Source organism: Psychrobacter sp. H25 (assembly GCF_059076335.1).
The window spans coordinates 856,052-874,690 of record NZ_JCACRV010000001.1; the positions used below are offsets into that span (position 1 = coordinate 856,052).

The 18,639-nt window shown below is 44.6% G+C and carries 17 protein-coding genes; 3 read left to right on the forward strand and 14 right to left on the reverse strand.

What is annotated here, in order from left to right:
• Positions 1-74 precede the first annotated feature (74 nt).
• The 11 genes from purF to AC5JPO_RS03390 all read right to left on the reverse strand — a co-directional run bounded on the left by purF (position 75) and on the right by AC5JPO_RS03390 (position 10,997).
• Entirely contained in the window at positions 75-1,610 is a 1,536-nt protein-coding gene (gene purF / locus AC5JPO_RS03340; protein ID WP_319050281.1) for an amidophosphoribosyltransferase, read from the reverse strand.
• A gap of 208 nt (positions 1,611-1,818) precedes the next feature.
• On the reverse strand, positions 1,819-2,316 hold the full coding sequence (locus AC5JPO_RS03345) for a CvpA family protein (RefSeq protein ID WP_319050280.1): 498 nt from the start codon (positions 2,314-2,316) through the stop codon (positions 1,819-1,821).
• Positions 2,317-2,346: 30 nt separating this feature from the next.
• Positions 2,347-3,381: a quinone-dependent dihydroorotate dehydrogenase gene (locus tag AC5JPO_RS03350; protein WP_319050279.1), complete on the reverse strand. Its 1,035-nt coding sequence runs from the start codon at positions 3,379-3,381 to the stop codon at positions 2,347-2,349.
• 237 nt (positions 3,382-3,618) lie between these two features.
• On the reverse strand, positions 3,619-4,032 hold the full coding sequence (locus AC5JPO_RS03355; protein ID WP_493853260.1) for a DUF4870 family protein: 414 nt from the start codon (positions 4,030-4,032) through the stop codon (positions 3,619-3,621).
• A gap of 236 nt (positions 4,033-4,268) precedes the next feature.
• Positions 4,269-4,838 (reverse strand): type II secretion system protein M, encoded by a 570-nt coding sequence (locus AC5JPO_RS03360; protein WP_493853261.1) that lies wholly within the window; start codon positions 4,836-4,838, stop codon positions 4,269-4,271.
• A 32-nt stretch (positions 4,839-4,870) separates the two neighbouring features.
• Complete coding sequence (gene gspL, locus AC5JPO_RS03365) at positions 4,871-6,193, reverse strand: type II secretion system protein GspL (RefSeq protein ID WP_493853262.1); 1,323 nt, start codon at positions 6,191-6,193, stop codon at positions 4,871-4,873.
• Between the two features lie 86 nt (positions 6,194-6,279).
• A complete protein-coding gene (locus AC5JPO_RS03370) occupies positions 6,280-6,738 on the reverse strand; it encodes a SixA phosphatase family protein (protein ID WP_493853263.1) in 459 nt (152 codons plus the stop codon).
• A gap of 66 nt (positions 6,739-6,804) precedes the next feature.
• A complete protein-coding gene (locus AC5JPO_RS03375; RefSeq protein ID WP_493853264.1) occupies positions 6,805-8,091 on the reverse strand; it encodes an NAD(P)H-dependent glycerol-3-phosphate dehydrogenase in 1,287 nt (428 codons plus the stop codon).
• A gap of 123 nt (positions 8,092-8,214) precedes the next feature.
• Entirely contained in the window at positions 8,215-8,799 is a 585-nt protein-coding gene (locus AC5JPO_RS03380; RefSeq protein WP_443524827.1) for a nitroreductase family protein, read from the reverse strand.
• A gap of 226 nt (positions 8,800-9,025) precedes the next feature.
• On the reverse strand, positions 9,026-10,126 hold the full coding sequence (gene zapE / locus AC5JPO_RS03385) for a cell division protein ZapE (protein WP_493853265.1): 1,101 nt from the start codon (positions 10,124-10,126) through the stop codon (positions 9,026-9,028).
• A 211-nt stretch (positions 10,127-10,337) separates the two neighbouring features.
• A complete protein-coding gene (locus AC5JPO_RS03390; protein ID WP_493853266.1) occupies positions 10,338-10,997 on the reverse strand; it encodes an alpha/beta hydrolase in 660 nt (219 codons plus the stop codon).
• A 303-nt stretch (positions 10,998-11,300) separates the two neighbouring features.
• Between AC5JPO_RS03390 and AC5JPO_RS03395 the strand changes: the two genes are divergently transcribed.
• The 3 genes from AC5JPO_RS03395 (at position 11,301) to xseB (ending at position 13,759) form a co-directional block, all read left to right on the forward strand.
• Complete coding sequence (locus AC5JPO_RS03395) at positions 11,301-11,669, forward strand: hypothetical protein (protein ID WP_319050271.1); 369 nt, start codon at positions 11,301-11,303, stop codon at positions 11,667-11,669.
• Between the two features lie 238 nt (positions 11,670-11,907).
• Positions 11,908-13,440, forward strand: a complete 1,533-nt coding sequence (gene xseA / locus AC5JPO_RS03400) for an exodeoxyribonuclease VII large subunit (protein ID WP_493853267.1) — start codon at positions 11,908-11,910, stop codon at positions 13,438-13,440.
• A 58-nt stretch (positions 13,441-13,498) separates the two neighbouring features.
• Positions 13,499-13,759, forward strand: coding sequence for an exodeoxyribonuclease VII small subunit (gene xseB, locus AC5JPO_RS03405; RefSeq protein WP_493843362.1), 261 nt, complete (start codon positions 13,499-13,501; stop codon positions 13,757-13,759).
• A gap of 21 nt (positions 13,760-13,780) precedes the next feature.
• On the opposite strand, the gene pncB is transcribed toward xseB, so the two are convergent.
• From pncB to AC5JPO_RS03420, 3 genes are all read right to left on the reverse strand, one after another.
• Positions 13,781-15,007: a nicotinate phosphoribosyltransferase gene (gene pncB, locus AC5JPO_RS03410; protein WP_493853268.1), complete on the reverse strand. Its 1,227-nt coding sequence runs from the start codon at positions 15,005-15,007 to the stop codon at positions 13,781-13,783.
• Positions 15,008-15,379: 372 nt separating this feature from the next.
• Positions 15,380-16,300, reverse strand: coding sequence for an ATP-binding cassette domain-containing protein (locus tag AC5JPO_RS03415; protein WP_493853269.1), 921 nt, complete (start codon positions 16,298-16,300; stop codon positions 15,380-15,382).
• Between the two features lie 63 nt (positions 16,301-16,363).
• Positions 16,364-18,292 (reverse strand): glycine betaine ABC transporter substrate-binding protein, encoded by a 1,929-nt coding sequence (locus tag AC5JPO_RS03420; protein WP_493853270.1) that lies wholly within the window; start codon positions 18,290-18,292, stop codon positions 16,364-16,366.
• Positions 18,293-18,639: the final 347 nt, after the last annotated feature.

Here is an 18,639-nt window from a genome sequence, read left to right on the forward strand (position 1 = left end):
TTTACATACAAAAGAGCTGGATTCTACTTAGAATCCAGCTCTTTTTACAACATCATTCTTCAGCGGTATATGACTTAGAGCTCTTCAACACCCATCATATCTACTGGGGTATCGGCCACTATTTGCACACCTTTTTTGCCCGTTTTAGCGGTGTCATTACGCTGTTCTTGCAGGTGATCAAGATACGCTTCATTGATCTGACCTGTGATATAGCAACCATTGAATACCGCACAATCAAAACCTTCAACGCGGCTATGCTTGGTGTCTTTTACCGCATCGATCAAATCATCCAAATCTTGGAAAATTAAACGATCAGCACCGATGATATCACGTACCTCTTCGACACTATTACCTGAAGCTATCAGCTCACTACGCACTGGCATATCGATACCGTAGACATTTGGGAATTTTACCGGTGGCGCAGCACTCGCAAAAAACACCTTATTTGCACCGGCATCTCGTGCCATCTGAATGATTTCATGACAGGTCGTACCACGAACGATAGAGTCATCGACCAATAGTACGTTTTTACCTTTGAACTCTAATGGGACAGCGCTAAGCTTTTGACGCACTGATTTTTTGCGCTGCTGCTGACCTGGCATGATAAACGTACGACCGATATAGCGGTTTTTCATAAACCCTTCACGATATTTGACGTTCATTTTGAGCGCCAGCTCCATGGCTGACGTACGTGACGTATCTGGAATCGGGATAACCACATCAATGTCATGTCCGTCGCCCCATTCAGCAAGGATCTTATCTGCCAGTTTTTCACCCATGCGTAAGCGTGACTTGTAAACTGAGATATTGTCCATAATCGAATCTGGGCGAGCAAAGTACACATACTCAAAGATACAAGGCGTGTATTCTTTTTGCTCTACGCACTGATGCGTATGCAATTTATGGTTCAAGTCGATAAAAATCGCTTCGCCTGGTTTTACATCACGAACGATAGTGAATCCTGACCCTGTTAGCGCTACTGACTCTGAGGCGACCATATACTCGGTACCGCCGTTCTGTGCCATGCGTTTACCAAAGATAAGCGGACGGATACCGTTTGGATCACGAAATGCAAGCAGACCATGACCAGTAATCAAAGCCACAACGCCATAAGCACCCTCACAGCGTTTATAAACCGCTTTTACTGCTTCAAAGATATCATCAGCCGTTGGATGAGTCTTGCCAAGATTTTGCATCTCGTGCGCCAGTACATTTAGCAGTACTTCAGAGTCTGAGTCAGTATTTAGATGACGACGATCTTCGATATATAGCGATTTGGCCAAACTCTCAGCATTGGTCAAGTTGCCATTATGTGCAAGCGTAATACCATAAGGTGAGTTGACATAGAAAGGTTGGGCTTCAGCGCTGCTAGAAGTACCAGCCGTTGGGTAACGAACGTGACCAATACCAAATTTACCAACCAGCTTCATCATATGACGATTCATAAATACGTCACGTACCATGCCATTTTCTTTACGTAGATAGAGTCGTCCATCCTGCAAAGTGACAATACCTGCTGCATCTTGCCCGCGATGCTGTAGCATCGTCAAGCCGTCATAAAGTATCTGATTGACTGGCTCATGAGCTGCAACTCCAATGACTCCACACATAATAGCTATATCCTATTTTGACCCACACATTAGTACGACAATAACGGCAAATGCAACGACAGCCTGTTGCTAAAATCACTCACTGTCGTCCGCCGCTAACCTGATGATTTTGTAAGACACTTAACGATAGTTTCTGGTAACTTGTTTTTGATAATCCGCGACACGCACAAATATTTAGAAGTATAAAAAGAATGTAAACTTTAGAAAATTACGATTGATTGACTTGATCCCAAGCCATGCCTAGCACATCTGAAACCAAGGCTTTGCCCATGGGTGCATAAGGCATGAGTTCAGGAGCAAGTACCGAGGTCTGCCATTGCGGCATCTGCACCAATAACGGTGCACTAACACTCAAAATAACCAACACCATCAAGACATTTTTGGCAGCACCAAGTACCCCGCCAGCCATTTTATCGACCACACCTAAGCGTAGGGTTTTTAGGACACCTGAAAACACAAAAGCCACCAAGTGCATGATAGCCAATATTGCAATCACTACCAACAAAAAAGCCAACGCCATTTGTAACACAGGGCTTTGTACGATACCAGACAGTTGAGGCGATACTACGCCTGCTAGGCGAGTTGCGGCAATAAGTGCAATGAACCAACCTACCAAGCCTACTGCTGTTTTGATCAGTCCGACTTGAAAGCCACGCCACAAGCCAATCAATACAACGATAGCAATCACAATATCTAGACCGCTCATACTTTGCGCCTCACTATCTGCTTCATGTGATTAGCCTTCCATGGCATCATAATACCCACCGATTGCTTGAATGCACGACTGTACCAGTCCAGGACCTCTATAGATCAGTCCTGTATAGAGCTGCACCATGTCTGCACCCGCTTCGATTTTTTTGACGGCTTTGGCACCACTATCGATACCGCCGACACCGATCAAAGCCACTTTACCATCCAGCTGATCGGAGAACTGCTGCAAAATCTGAGTGCTAATATGGCTGACTGGTCGACCTGAAAGACCGCCCATTTGATCGCCATCACGCAAGTCTTCGACACCTACACGGCTCAATGTCGTATTGGTCGCGATCAAACCATCGATTTCAAAATCTAACAACTGCTGTGAGATATAGTCGACTTGCAGAGGCTCTAGATCAGGGGCAACCTTTAATACCAACGGCACATAAAAACCATATTCAGTGGCTAACTGACTGTGACGGTTCTTAATCGTATCCATCAGCTGGGTCAACGCTTCCCCACTTTGCAAATCACGTAAGTTCTTAGTATTTGGCGATGAGATATTGACCGTGATATATGACGCATGAGGATAAACACGCTCTAGACAATAGACATAATCATCTGCTGCTTGCTCTACTGGCGTATCAGCATTTTTGCCAATATTGATACCGATATTACCCTTGTACTTGCAGCGTTTGACGTTATCAATCAGATAGTCGACGCCTTCATTATTAAAACCCATACGGTTGATAATAGCGTCTGCTTGTTTGATTCGAAACAGTCTGGGTTTATCATTACCCACTTGTGGTCTTGGTGTGACGGTACCTACTTCTATAAAGCCAAATCCAAGCTCAGCCAAGGCATCAATATAGTCACCATTTTTGTCCAGACCTGCGGCAAGACCAACTGGATTAGAGAATTGCAATCCCATACAGTCTGTGGGCTGCATCGACTGACCATATGCCAGACCTAAGACACGCGCCTTATGTGCCTTGTCCAATAAAGACAAAGTCATCTCATGGGCGTGCTCAGGATCCATATTAAACAAAAAAGGACGAAGTAAGGCATAAGACATAATGACGACAGACCCTGCTCAAAAGCAATAGTGAATAAAGAATATGAATAAAATCAAGCGCAGCGATTATATCAGCTTAACAGAAACAAGGGCAAAGTTTCATACGGTAAATTTCCACCCCAAAGTAACTCTTAGCATTCCTAAGCATTTAGTAAATGACGATAATAAGTCACTGCCTGTTCAGTGGATCAACATCAAAAAACACTCAAACCATACATCTTGCGCCATATTAAAGCACTAAGGTACTGGGCGACCATCAGTCAGAGCAATCCAACCACGAACGATACGATACAGATGCCAGATAAAGGTAAAGGTCATAATCAATAGGCCAAATCCAGCCAATAATACGGAACCAATAGCGATATTGCCACTATCAGCCAACACACTGACACCAAAGCCGCCCAGTGCAAAGGTGATGATGATAACACCAATGACAAACCAGACAATACTGTACCAGAAGGTTTTGATTTGCCAATCAAAGTGCGTGGCTAGCCATGTGCCATTTGCATCATGACGCTTGGCATAGTTCATCACAATCGGCACAATCCATAGCAAACCAGCCGTAAAATAGCTGATCACATATAAGAAATAAGTAATGTGATTGTAAGTCACTAAAGAACGGTGCTTGTCTTTGCTCATACTGTCACTCATCGTAGGCGATCTTCCTTACCGAGTTTGCTATCTAGATACTTTTTTATGATACGTATTTGTAGGTAGCAGTGGCTAATAAATAATTAATGGTGCCAGTAAAAGGCTTTTCAATGACATTCAATCTAAAATAATACTCAAGCTAAATGGCACCTAATCTAAGATATTGGACCCAGCACGCCGTCTTAAGCACTGGCCATCGCTCATCTTAACTGATATATCACGTTTAGCACACCACACTATGAAGTGATAGTGGCTTGCACTTCAATAGATTTGTCCGTTAGGTTTTGCTGCATAGATAACTGCATGAACTGCCAACCTTGCTGCTCAAGCTTACCAAGTGCAGTACTGACAACAGCTTGACTAGGATGCACAAACCTCAACTGCACCGAATCGCCAGCAGCAACGACTTGAGCGTCCGTAATACCTGAATTATTGAGTAGCGCACTGATGCGATTGGCAGGCGGCATGTCAGCCACGCCGTTAGTAGTATTATTAATATTCAATGCATTATTATCAATATTACTTGCTTGCGCACGCAACCAAAAATAATCAGATACTTGCTCTTGATAGTTACTTTTGCTGGCTTTTGCGGCTTGATGAATACTATAACCGCCATAGCCACCGATAAATAACAGCAGAAACACGGACAATACAGCTAATGCCAGCTGGTCACGTGGTGGTAGAGCTTGCCAGCGCGTTGCCAGCATGTTTTGATAACTGCCAATCTGAGCTGAGAGTGCATGCGTTGTAGTATTGGATGCAGAGGCAGCTGCACTACGTTTGGTACGGCGCTGTAATCGTTTCATATTTTAACCTTTATTACCGATACCTAGATGAGTTATGACGCTGCCACATTGTCTGTTGCACCACTCCCTTCCACCACATTCACAGTGATCTGACCACTGAACTGACCTTGCTCATTACTATTCACTTGTGCAAGCTTAGCACTCAATCCCTGTGCAACCAGTGTGCTCGTAAACTGATCTAGACTGCCGCGATCAGGTGCAATGAGCGTAAAACTGAGTGTTGATGGTTGCATGACTAATGATTGCGCGCGTAGCGAGGACTGTTTGATCAAAGGTGATATCTTTGATAGTGCGGCTATATGCGACTCAGGTGCTTGGCTATCGCTCATCAGCTTGGGTTGCAGTTGTACTTGGAGTTTGGTACGTGTACTGAGTGGCTCATCAGCGAACCAAGATTGATACTGCGCCGCGATTTCGGTCTTAGTTGCAGCAGTGGCCTCGTTGTACTTGTACCACTGTACGCCATCGGTTGCCATCTGTAGCACCAAGGCCGCTAGCGCAACCATCATTGCCACTCGCAGATAAGGTGATAGCTGCGAGTCAGTTGATTTAATAAAAAAGTTAAGAGCATGACGTTCAGGACCGTCAATGGGTTTAGGTATACTCGGTAGCGTCGTCAATAGCAGTTGAGCATCAGCGATAAGCGCTGTTGTTTGTGCGATGGCGCTGGTTGTCGCTGACATCGTCTGAATATCTTGTGTACCCGTAACAGCAGTCTCGTTAGACTCTATAGCCGCGTTTAGACTATCATCTATCGACTGGTTGTCTACGAGACTCGAAGCCTCAATAGACGATAGCATCATCACTTCACTTAAGTGCGGCAAACGCTCCAATATCAGCGGTAAATAGCTGATAGCCATACCTTGGCGCACTGACTGACGCAATAGCATCGTCTGCCCATCTTGGTACAGTGTCACTTGCTGACCTGCTCCCTCCTCTGGTGGCGGCAACAATAAAAAATCAGGAAGTAAGGCAACGATATTCATGCCAATAAGCTGAGCACTTTGCTGCCAGGACTCAATATCGCTTTGCGCCAGTGCGTACAGCTGCGTAGTATCAGCATGACCTAACTGGCGAATAGCCAATTGCTCAACAGGTGTGAGCGAGGTCTCTTCAAACAGATACTGCTTACCGCTGTTGCCTAGCTGCTTGAGCTGAGTAGCACTAAGCTCGGTATCTACCTGCAGTGCATAGCTTGAGGGAAAATATAGGCAAAGTGACTTTTGTCTATTGGATTTATAATGGCTATAGACAGTTTGCAGCTGCTGCCAGCTGTCAACCACTTGCCACTGCTGTACCTCTTCATGCCAGACAGCTAACGGACTATGCTGCGCTCGTAACCAAACGTGTAACACTAAACATGTCCTCAATTATTGATGCAATTGTAACCATACGTTCATGAGGCAGAACCCCAAAGGCATCTGCTGAATGTCCAAATTTTTTAGTATGGCTGATCAGGCACAAACCGATCCACTTCTGTTGCCATACCTGTCATCACAAACTCCATCTCAAACACTCTAGATTCTGCCAAAGAGAATGACTCAGGAGACTCACCGGTAAGCAGCCCCGCTATATAAGCAACAATAGACATATGGCAAACCACTACCAGACACTCCGCGTCAATATTAGCGATATCTATTAGCGCCTGACGAGCATTATCAGAAGGCGTAATGTTGGGTTGGATAGATGATGGTGTTTTTGGCGCTCGCAACTGAAATGCAGATAGTGTCTGTTGCGCGCGTTCATAAGGACTGACTATGAAACGATCTGGGCTATAATGAGTGGTCACGTACTCCGCCGTTTGCGCTGCTTGGTGCTGACCAAAATCAGTCAACTGGCGCGCACTATCTGGACGCGTCTCATCTTCTGCTTGACCATGACGTACTAATATAATTTTCATAACCTTCCTTGGTGCATGTGGCGGCAGTGTATTTTGCCTAATAGTACTTTGCCTAAATGATAGGCCTTACTTACTATCAGCATCATTGGCATTGTCTGTAGCACTGTTTTTCATATGAGCGGTCAGCGCGGCATTGCTATGGTCATGAGCCATCACAAACTCAACATCACTACGGAATCCTGCTTCCATCAAATGTAGTGCCACGCCTAGTGCTGCCTTATCTTCATAAATCACGGCATAGAGTGCATGGGTAATGGGCATATAAATGCCCGCTTTAGTGGCTTTTTCGTGAACCTGCTGAATCGTATTGACCCCTTCAGCAGTTTGACCGAGCTTTTTGACAGCGGCGTCGATACTCATGCCACGACCGAGCATGTTACCAATACGGTAGTTGCGGCTCAATTCTGAGCTGCAAGTGGCATATAAATCCCCGACTCCTGACAGACCTAAGAAGGTGAGCGGATTTGCCCCTTCTTCGACACCGAAACGACTCATTTCTGCCAGCGCACGGGTCAGTATCATTGCCTTGGTATTCTCGCCCACTTCATAGGCAGCTGCCATACCCATAGCAATGGCGTAGATATTTTTGAGTGCGCCGCCAAGCTCAACGCCGCGTATATCATCACTAGCAAACACTCTAAAAAACGCACTATGCAGCGCAGCTTGTACGGCATGGCGTAATGGTTCCGACTCACTTGCTATGACTGTAGCAGATGGCATGTTTTTCATGATTTCTATAGCAAGATTCGGTCCTGACATGACACCAAAGTTCACCTCAGGCAGCACTTCTTTGATGATGTCGCTCATCATGGCAAAAGTGTCTTTCTCCATGCCTTTTGTCAATGAGACAATAGATTGCCCACTGATAAAAGGTGCAATACTCTTGAGGGTCTCACGAAAAGCTAAGCCCGGCACGGCAATAAAGATAATGTCTTTGTCTTTGACACTTGCCGCCAAATCATGGCTGTATTTTAGACGGTCATCAAGCTTGTAGCCCGGTAGATACTTTTTGTTGGTCTGGGTTTTTGCCATCGCTTTGACAGTACGTTTATTACGTACCCATAGCGTGGTATCACAGCCATTACGCGCAGCCAAATTTGCCATTGCCGTACCAAAGCTACCACCACCCAAAAATGCCAAACGCAGCTTGGTGGGATTGCTATGGATATCTGCCATATCCTTTGCAACTGCAGACGCCACTGGACTCGGTACTGATTTCTTACGACCGATGCCTGACTTACTTGCACGCTCTAAGATACCTGCCAGCATACCGTTTTGTTTGTCAGACGTATTGTTGCTCGTCTCATCACTAGCGCTGCTATTGTCTTTGTTGCTATTGTTAGGGCTTGTCATGTTCTTTTATCCGTGTTGACTGACTTATTATCAATAGAATCTATCTTACCCCTGATATCTTAGATACACAGGTTGACTGTCTATTTTGGCAATACTATTACCAAAAAATCCTATAGGGTCAAATCATGACTCGAAGCGTACTAACGGTTCGATATCGATAGGTTTGCGGGCAGACTCATCTTTGGGGCTTGTGCCAGTATAAACAAAAGCGGTCACATAATCATCTGGCCCTACGCCAAAATAGGCTTTTACTGCCGGCTCGTTACATAGTAGTCCAGTACGCCACACCGTACTAAACCCTTGGGCTTTTAGCGCCAATATAAGGTTTTGCACCGCAGCGCCAGCACTAAGCATTTGCTCAAATGGTGGGACTTTTTTATGCGCTTGCATTTGCGTAACCACAGTTATAATCACTGGTGCACGAAGTGGCATAGTGTGGGTTTTTTTGATGGTCTTCTCAGACACCTCTTCACCATCTTGTAATGCCTTTGCTTTGACGGCTTCAACCAGAGCATTGCCAAGCTCATGTCGCGCGTCACCTTGCGTCACAATAAATCGCCATGGGCGCAATTTTTTGTGATCTGGTGCTGTTGCTGCGCACTCAATAGCAGACTCAATCTGGTCACGCGTCGGTGCTGGTGTATCTAGATTGCCCATACTGCGTCTTGAATTAATCCAACCTATTAACTCATCACTGGTAGATGACATATCGCTTCCTGATACATTTTTCACGGACAGCTTATTGTCTAGAGTTTCTTCATTTGTCGTAGTCATTTTTTATCCTTATTTATTATTATCTATTTTTACTGATTGTTTGTAATATTTATCACTGACTGCCTAATTCTTATTACTCAGCAGTTCTAAAGAATAAATCTTTAACAGTACTTTTAGAAGCAATGAGCATAGAGCATCAGCTATACAGCTTTAAGGAGAACTACGCGGCATCCTCGACACGGTGCTCCATACGTAGGTAGTCTTCTGATTGCATCTCAAGCAAGCGCGAGCGAGTACGCTCAATCTCAAACGCCAGCTTTTCTCCCTGATATAAGTCCAAAATCGATTGTTCTGCCCTTACCAATAGTTTTACACGGCGGTCGTAAAACTCGTCAACAAGGTAGATAAAGCGGCGCGTTGGATCACGCAGATCATCATCCAAGGCAGGAACTGAATCGACCAATACCGTACTGAACTGTTTGGCAAGCTCAATAAAATCAGATGCTGAGCGCGGTGCCATGCACAGATGGCGGAAATCACAAAATAGAATATCGTCAGTACGCGCATTGACTTTTACTTCGCGACCATTAATAGTAATAGGATCATTACTGATTTTTTGGTTATCAGACAGACTGGCAAAACGGTTGGCTAACCAGTGATGGTTGGCCTTGGTCATTGGCGACTCATATAGCTCCGCTTGCTGAAGCACTCGCAGACGGTAATCAATACCAGAGTCAATATTCATCACTTTTGTATGGCTTTCAACTTCTGCAATGGCTGGCAAAAAACGGTCACGGTGCAGGCCATCTTTGTATAGTCCAGCGGGTTCAATGTTTGATGTGGCGACCAAGGTAATACCACGATTAAACAGCATGGTGAACAAATCACCTAAAATCATAGCATCGGAGACGTTAGACACAAAAAACTCATCGAAACAGATGATGACCGCTTCTTCATAAATAATATCGGCGACCTTTTCGAGTGGATTACTTTCACCTTGGAGTTTATTCAACTCTTGATGGACGCGCTGCATAAAATGATGAAAATGCAGACGCATTTTGCGCTCAATGGTCAATGAATCATAGAACATGTCCATCATCCACGTTTTTCCGCGTCCTACACCGCCCCACATATATAGCCCAGTTGGTGCGACCGGCTTAGACTTCAAAAACCCAAAAAAACCTTTCTTTTGCGGCGCACTATTGATGAGCTGATGGTATATCTCATCAAGAGAACTCATGGCCTGAAACTGCTGCTCATCACGGGCAAACTCATCTGTACTGACGGCTTTCTCGTAACGTTGCAATGGAGATAAACTCATAATACGACTCATCGTTGGATTCAATAAATATCAAAATTAAATAACAAAATAGTGGGATAGCCAAGCATCTGACAAGAAACACTACCCGTCAACACACTTCACATCAAGGTACTTCACTCAAAAACATTGGCTGTGAGATGTACTACAAAAAGCCTCTTCAAAGACAAAGCTGTGAAATAACGGCCTTTGAAGAACAATTATAAAGCCAAAGCTAGCCGTCATTCCCAAAGCTATGGGCTTCTAATAACTTTTTGAGCTCTGACAAGCGTCCATGGAAAAAGTGTCCAGCACCATCGATGACGCTAACCTCAAGCCCTAGACGATCTGCAAACGCTTGCATATTCTCAGGTTCAATCACTTCATCAGCATTGCCATAAATCTCAAAGGTTTTGTCAGCGGGTAGATCAATGTCGCTACTGTCGTTTTTTTCGACTGATGGTGCAATAAGGGCAATTTTTGAAACTTCAAAATCACCCACTCCCCATATATGCGGGGCTTCAAGCACTTGCTCAGCCACACGGGCTGTGACATATCCACCAAAAGAAAAACCACCAAGCCATAGTTTACGGGCATTGGTTTGCTCGGCGATCCATTGTAGCACGGTCATTGCATCGACGACTTCACCTTCCGCGTAATCGTGCTTACCTGTCGATTGACCTACCCCGCGAAAATTAAAGCGCACCACATGCATGCCATTATCACGAGCAAAGCGATACATAGTCGTGACTACTTTGTTATTCATCGTACCGTCAAACAGGGGATTAGGATGACACAGTAGCGCCACGGTATCGGTGTTTGGGTCATTCGGATTGTCTTGTTGCCATAGTGCGTCGACCTCGAGCACACCAGCAGGAGCAGGAATCAATTGCATAGTATTACTTTTTAATAAAAAATGAATGGCTCAATTATGCTAGATATGATTTATATTTCAAGTGATTTGCTGTGTATGGTCGTGTCTTGTTTTGTTCTAAACGAATGAAAGTTATTTTTAGCCTTGGGATTTAGGCTTTAGACCTCACTCATTTCACTAAACGCACTTATGGCAGTGTCTCTTCGCAATATCGCTGCAATACAACACACCATAAGCGTCTAGACATTTAATATATCGTTAGGTTACATTCATAAAGCTTTACTTATAATCATGATGTTTTTTTTGTAACCTCAGGAATCATTTATGAATACTTTTAATAAAACCGCCAGTCTAGGTGCGTGTTTCGCGGCTATACTGACATTGAGTGCGTGTCAAAGCACACCATCATCGCCTGTGATTCAACGTGCCAATTCCATTTATGAGACTACTGGAATCAGCGATACTAAAGTAAAGGCGCAACAGAATGCCATAGATAGTGCGCAAAAAACCTGTCGTAGCAAGCAAGTGATTATCGTAGAAGATAGCGTGCAATATAACGGTATCTTGAATGAGCGTACTGGTCGTATGGTTGGACAAATGGGTGCCGTCGTTGGCTCTATCTTTGGTACAGGCACACCTAACTTGTCGCGTGATGATGACTATGAATACACTATTAGTTTTCGTTGCCAATAAGCCAACAACCTACTTTATACGATAGCCACCTTACGGATGGTAAATTTACGAGTCATCTGCTGATATCACAGACAATCTGATGCTAATCAAATAGCCAACAAGCGTCGATGTCGATAATATATCGCTCAAAGCGTGTTGGCTTCGCTTTTTGTACACGCCCTTTTGGGTTAAACTGTTCATATTCTACTTGTCACTACCTCATCAGTCTTTGTATTTCAATCATCTTCGGTCTCATATCATGCGCAAACCCAATCTTTCAAATATCAAACCAGCCAAAGTATTAGCGCCTGCTAAAGATTTGGCAACATTGGAAGCAGAACTCGCTGAGCAAGAAGACCATTTAGAAGATACCGTCCTACGCCTGAGCGACTATTTATCGGCGGTTGAAATGGTCATCAAGCAAACCTTTGATCACCGTGTCTGGGTCAAGGCGGAAATCCGCAATTTATCAAGTAAGGGCGGTCACTATTACTTTGAGTTGGCAGAAAAAGACGATGATGGCAAAGTAGTTGCCAGTTGCCGCGGTAATCTTTGGCGTTTTAAAGCGTCTCGTGTGTTGGCTAAGTTTGAGCGCGCAACAGGCATGCCCCTTGAGCGTGACTTGACTGTCCTACTCAAAGTATCGGCAGGTTTCCATGCCCTATATGGCTTTTCTATCACCATTGAAGATATTGATCCTAGCTATACGCTAGGTGACTTAGCACGGCAATATGCAGAGATGGTTGATCGCTTGACAGGCGAAGGGCTACTGCATCTTAACCAACAGCTTCCGACTCCTTTTGATATCGAGCATGTACTGGTCATCGCACCCGAAAAGGCTGCTGGATTGGGCGACTTTCAAGCCGATGCAAATTGCTTGGCGACTACAGGCGCCTGTCAGTTCCACTATCATCATGCGACCTTTCAGGGCAATCACGCGCCCGCCGAGATACGACAAGCGATTGTTAGCGCCCAACAGGCGTTTTATGATACTTACCAGCACCTACCAGACTTGTTAGTCATTATTCGTGGCGGCGGTGCAGTTGGTGATTTGGCTTATCTCAATGATTATGAGTTGGCAGCGTTGGTTGCTGAGCTACCTATTCCTGTCTGGGTCGGTATCGGTCATGAGCGGGACCGCGTGATTTTAGATGAAGTTGCGCACACAAGCTTCGATACGCCTTCCAAAGTCATTGCTGCTATCCATAACCATTTAGCGCAGCTCGTCTCTCAGACGCTACAATATCAAGCGCAAATAAAGCAAGCCGCTCAGCGCCAATTGAACACTGCCGAGCAACAAACCACGCGCCAGTTGAGCCAAATACAATCGCAAACTATCGGACAGCTCACTGCTCTACAAAAAGACAGTGATTATGCGTGGCGCAGCATTCAACAAAGTGCCCAGCGCCAAGTGAAGCAAGCCGCTAGATTGACGGCTGAGCGGTACGTACAGACACAAAACTTAGCGCATCAGCAGCTCACAAGGGCCGCTACTCGTAGTAAAAATTACCAAGAGTCCATCATGCAAAACGCCCAACAACAAGTTATACAAGCGAAGCGCGATAGTGAACATCTGCGAGACATTGTACTATTACATCGACCCTCTCGCGTGCTCAAGCAAGGCTATACCATGCTTATGGATAAAAAAGGCAAACAAACACTCACCAGCAGCACCCAACTGCATCCTGAGCAAACGGTCAATATCATTCTAAAAGATGGTAGCGCAACAGCACAGATTATAGATATCACTATGGATAAAGAAGTAACAAAAACCTCAGGCACTTTGACTTAACAAAATAATAATATCTAAAGAACACTCGTCTACTTACCTTTAAACATTAGGAAATTTTATGACCACCCCTACTCGCAGACGCAAAAAAGCCGCCCCAAAAACTTTTAAGGCGGCCTACGATATTTTGAAAACCAATGCAGCCGAACTACAGCAACAAGACGAGCCTGACATCGATAACCTGATGACCACCGTTGAAGAGTCTATCGCCGCTTATCGTGTGTGCGAGACTCGCATCAATGCGGTTCAACAAGCATTGGATGCCGCCTTTGCCGAAGAAAATCCTACTAGCGACTCCAAGCATAATCAGGCTGATAGTTAGACAACAGAGTGTTTTTCTGGCTTACTCTGGCTCATCAACCTCAAATACTTGACGAAGATAGGCAAGATACGTGTCGTTATTGATCATGGTCTTGCCTGGACTATCAGATAGCTTGGCTACTGGCTGACCATTGCACTCCACTAATTTAAGTACGATATTGATCGGTGTAATCCCCATATCATTGGTCAAGTTAGTACCAATGCCAAAGCTGGTTCTGATACGATGTTTAAAGTATTGATGCAGCTCCCACGCTTTTTCTAAATCCAGCCCGTCACTAAAGGTCAAAATCTTGGTCTTTGGGTCTATTTTTAGCTTCTCATAATGAGCAACTGCTTTATCGCCCCAAATATAGGGGTCGCCACTATCGTGGCGTAGCCCATCAAAGAGCTTGGCAAAATATAAGTCAAAATCACGCAGGAACGCATCCATTCCGACCACGTCGGTTAAGGCAATGCCTAAGTCGCCACGATACTCATGTACCCATGCTTCAAGTGCGGCCTTTTGTGAGTCACGCAGACGCACATCCAATGCCTGAAATGCCTGCATGAACTCATGTGCCATCGTCCCTATTGGCGTCATTCCAAGCTGCTTTGCCAAATATACATTAGAGGTACCGCTCACGATCTTTGGTTCAGCGTTGTATAACGTCTCCACCACATGCGCTTGCCAGCGTTTACTAAAACGTCGACGCGTGCCAAAATCAGCAACGATAAACGGCGGTGTATCGACACCATTGTTTGCTTGCTCTACCGCATATTGGTGCAGTAGCGTGACCTTTTCATCAAGGCGGCGCTGTCCTTCTTCAATCACGCTATCATTCGATAGTGCATTAAAATATAGCTCATTGACGATAGCGAGCACAAATACTTCAAAGAACATCGCTTGAATCATCGGTCCTTCGATATCGATAGATAAGCGCCCTTTTTCATCGGTACTGACCGTAATAAAACGGCGCTTTAGCTTAAACAACTCAAGATAATCGACGAAGTCTGAACGCATAAAGCGCAAACTGCGCAGGTAATCCAACTCATCTGGTAAAAAACGCAGCTCACATAAGCTGTCTAGTTGCTGCTCTAAGTCTCTTTGGATATCAGCCAATGGATAGGCCGTGTCTTTATTATTGCGGCAGCGAAAACGATAAACCCCATGTGTCTGAGGGAACTGATGCAGCATGGCTTGTAGCATGGTAAATTTGTACAAGTCATTATCAAGCAGTGAGATAATGATCGGGGTATAGGTAGCAGTCATGCTATGGCCTTAAAAGTGCAAAATGAGAAACAAGCGTCACTGAATAGACCAAGCGACATTGCAACATTGTATTTGAGATATAAACTGTACTTAAAATATAGACTGTATTTGAACTATAAGTAGTATCTAGATATTAAACGACAAACCTTTATAAAGCGCGTGTTATCAAAAAGCCACTAAGTATAACGAAGTTTGGTGTTTATTTCAGAGTTCACTATAGATTGCAGCAAAATTAGTACAACCTTCAAATTAGTGAGCTGGCATATTGGGCATATAACACAGAAAACGCTAAGGCTTAGCTTAGCGTTTTTTATTTATTTTAGATCAGAGTTTTCTTAGTACTTATCACGTCTTATTAAGTATTGAGATCTATCAAGCTTTTGCACTCATGAACTGCTCGACATAGTCATCAACAGGATTATGCTGTAACTCACTTGAGGTGCCAGTCTGTATCAATCGTCCACCATTTAAAATACTGATGCGCTGACCGACTTTGATGGCTTCATCAATATCATGAGTGATAAAAACAATGGTTTTGTTGAGTCTGTCTTGTAGTGCAAGCAGCTGATCTTGCAGCTGGGCGCGAATAAGTGGATCAAGCGCAGAGAATGCCTCATCCATCAATAAAATTGGATTGTCGGTTGCTAATGCTCGAGCCAGCCCGACACGCTGCTGCATACCGCCTGACAACTCGTCTGGGTAACTGTGCTCTACATTGGTAAGCCCCACTTCATTTAGCCAGTGCCGTGCACTCTCATTGCGTTCATTCACACTCATTTTGCGGACACGTAGCCCGTAAGCGACATTTTGCATCACTGTCATGTGCGGCACCAAACCAAAATGCTGAAATACCATACTAACCGTCTGCTGCCGATAGTGCTGCAATTGCTTATCATTAAGCGACAAAATATTGGTGGCGGTTTCTGATAGTTCCTCTGCTGCTGGGTCGAGCGTTTCTATTCTTCCTGCACGGCTTTTAGTATTTGTCACTGCCTGAGTAATACGATCTGCATTAAGCGCAGTATCCACCCATATCTCACCACTAGTAGGATCGATCAAGCGATTAAGATGACGTATCAACGTAGACTTACCAGAACCTGATAGTCCCATGATGCAATGTAGCTCGCCTGCTTTGATATTCAAATTAATATCGTAAAGACCCACCGAGTAGCCAGTTTGTTCTTTGACAGCAGTACTGTCCATACCCTCAGCCAGTAATGCCAATGCAGATTGTGCTTGTGTGCTATTGGCATTGTAAATTTTGCTGATATTTTTTAGTTGGATATGATTCATTATCACTCTCACTATTGCCTGATTTTTTATTATTGCTTTAGTCACTGACGGTTGGATAAACAACTATCCAATGGGACGCCTACCTGCCTTAATCGTTTTTTGGCGTGCACGCTTGCCTTGACCAAACGCTTGAGTAATACGGTCAATGATAATGGCAACGATAACGATAGCTGTCCCTGCTTGCAGTCCTTGCCCGATATTGAGGGTTTGGATAGATTGCAATACATCCTCGCCAAGCCCTGGTGCACCAATCATCGACGCCAGTACCACCATCGCAAGCGACATCATCACCGCTTGGTTGATACCTGCCATGATACTAGGCAACGCCTGTGGCAGTTTGATCCAAATAAGTAGCTGCAAATGCGTACTACCAAAAGAGCGTCCTGCTTCGACCATTTCGTGATTAACTTGCGTAATCCCTAGTGTCGTCAGACGAATCAGTGGCGGCAGTGCATAGATAACCGTTGCAAACAATGCAGGCACCTTACCAATACCAAATAGCATCAGCACCGGAATCAAGTACACAAAGCTTGGCATGGTCTGCATCACATCGAGTACTGGCGTCACAATTTTGCGCAGTAGCTTACTGCCTGACATCGCAATACCGATAGGAATACCGATCACTACAGTGACCAATACTGATACGATAAGTAACGCCAAGGTATCAATTAATGCGCCCCATAATCCAAAGGCACCAATCAAAAACAGCCCCGCGCCGCATGCCAACGCAAACCAAATCTTGCGAACACCAAACCATGCCAGCACAGCCACCAAAGCGATAATCAGCCAAGGCGGAATGATGGTCAGCAATCGCTCAATAGGTAAAAGTAAATACGTAAGCGCGGCTGTACTAATGGTGCGAAATACGTCTCCATAATTTTGAACCACACTTGCCAAGGCGTTATTGAGCGGCGTCTCAAGTGACCATGAAGGGAATATTGTTGCTTGGGCTGACCCATCGATGCTAGCGGTAGTAGTATCCTCAGTAATAGCACCATCTAAACCGATACCTAAGTTTGAGGCAAGGTTGGTACTGGCCTCTTCAGACAACCACTCACGCCAAACGTCTGGGTTCTCACGCAAAAACACCAGCGCCTGCTCCTCCCCACTACGCTTTGTTTCGCTCATCTCCAAGATCGCACCATTGAGCTCATCAGGCGTAAACTGCACCTGCTCGAACACCTCTGCCAGCTCAGGATTAGATTTAATAAATGGGGTAGATACTGCGATGCCCAAAGGCGATACAGGAAATCCTGTTACACAGTCAGACGTACCGTCAGCAAGCAATAGATCTTGCCAGCAGGCATCTTTATGAGCAGGAAATTCCAACGCGGCAAAATCATACTTTGCCATGAGACCCGTGGGCTGCCAATAATAGAATAATAGCGGCTTGTGCTGCTCAAAAGCGGAGGCGATTTCGGCATCGAGCGCCGCGCCAGTACCAGGATGAGCATTATTAAAAGTACTGTCTAGACCGGTGTTTTTTAGCAACCGTGTATTGAATATCTCGCATGTCCAACCGGAGGGACAGTTCATAAAGCGCGATTTATTTGGGTCTTCGGGATCTATAAATAGGTCAGCATATTTAGGCAGATCTTGATAACTGCGCAGTCCTGGGTTTTCTTCTAAGACGTATTTTGGGACGTACCAGCCTTGGGTCGCACCGCCTTTTAGCGTATCACCAATGACAGCGACTTTATTTTTTGCAATGGCGTCTTCCATAATAGGTGAACGACCAATCCATTGCTCACCAATGATTTGGATATCGTTTTGCGACAGTGCCGTCTCTAGCGCAGGGCCTGCTCCTGGCACTTCCTCAACTGTACAATCATAGCCATCTTCTGCGATATACTTGAGTACACCAGAGATAAATTGACCGCTCTCCCAAGTGAGCGCTCCAAATTTGATAGGTGACTCACAAGCTGCAGATGCCGATACGGGTAGCAACAGTGCACTCATACACAGTAAGCTTAATGCAATCCATTGACGCATGCTTTGTCCTATTTTTTGTTTTGTATTAGCATGACATAAGCAGCAAATCAGCAAAGCCTTATAATGACATATCGATCAATGACATTTATGAATCATGCAAATATTATCTACTGTTGTTTAGACTTACTACAAAGTGTATCGATTTATGTGAGTGATGACAAATGCTTATTTATCGATAGATATCATGGTTGTGATGATTGATTTTGATACCACAAAGGCAGATATCTTGGTACTAAACATTCTTTTTCTGATTGCGACCATTTATCTTTTGAACAAAAAAAACAGCACCTATCTAAATAGGTACTGTAAGTTGTAAAATATGAATTATAAAATAGTCTGTAACTGAG

Coding starts and splice junctions, on each gene's coding strand:
- AC5JPO_RS03415 (WP_493853269.1), bottom strand. CDS start 16,300: ATGAATCATATCCAACTAAAAAATATCAGCAAAATTTACAATGCCAAT.
- AC5JPO_RS03350 (WP_319050279.1), bottom strand. CDS start 3,381: ATGTCTTATGCCTTACTTCGTCCTTTTTTGTTTAATATGGATCCTGAG.
- AC5JPO_RS03360 (WP_493853261.1), bottom strand. CDS start 4,838: ATGAAACGATTACAGCGCCGTACCAAACGTAGTGCAGCTGCCTCTGCA.
- AC5JPO_RS03390 (WP_493853266.1), bottom strand. CDS start 10,997: ATGCAATTGATTCCTGCTCCTGCTGGTGTGCTCGAGGTCGACGCACTA.
- AC5JPO_RS03395 (WP_319050271.1), top strand. CDS start 11,301: ATGAATACTTTTAATAAAACCGCCAGTCTAGGTGCGTGTTTCGCGGCT.
- AC5JPO_RS03370 (WP_493853263.1), bottom strand. CDS start 6,738: ATGAAAATTATATTAGTACGTCATGGTCAAGCAGAAGATGAGACGCGT.
- xseA (WP_493853267.1), top strand. CDS start 11,908: ATGCGCAAACCCAATCTTTCAAATATCAAACCAGCCAAAGTATTAGCG.
- AC5JPO_RS03375 (WP_493853264.1), bottom strand. CDS start 8,091: ATGACAAGCCCTAACAATAGCAACAAAGACAATAGCAGCGCTAGTGAT.
- purF (WP_319050281.1), bottom strand. CDS start 1,610: ATGTGTGGAGTCATTGGAGTTGCAGCTCATGAGCCAGTCAATCAGATA.
- xseB (WP_493843362.1), top strand. CDS start 13,499: ATGACCACCCCTACTCGCAGACGCAAAAAAGCCGCCCCAAAAACTTTT.
- AC5JPO_RS03420 (WP_493853270.1), bottom strand. CDS start 18,292: ATGCGTCAATGGATTGCATTAAGCTTACTGTGTATGAGTGCACTGTTG.
- AC5JPO_RS03380 (WP_443524827.1), bottom strand. CDS start 8,799: ATGTCATCTACCAGTGATGAGTTAATAGGTTGGATTAATTCAAGACGC.
- AC5JPO_RS03355 (WP_493853260.1), bottom strand. CDS start 4,032: ATGAGTGACAGTATGAGCAAAGACAAGCACCGTTCTTTAGTGACTTAC.
- zapE (WP_493853265.1), bottom strand. CDS start 10,126: ATGAGTTTATCTCCATTGCAACGTTACGAGAAAGCCGTCAGTACAGAT.
- pncB (WP_493853268.1), bottom strand. CDS start 15,007: ATGACTGCTACCTATACCCCGATCATTATCTCACTGCTTGATAATGAC.
- AC5JPO_RS03345 (WP_319050280.1), bottom strand. CDS start 2,316: ATGAGCGGTCTAGATATTGTGATTGCTATCGTTGTATTGATTGGCTTG.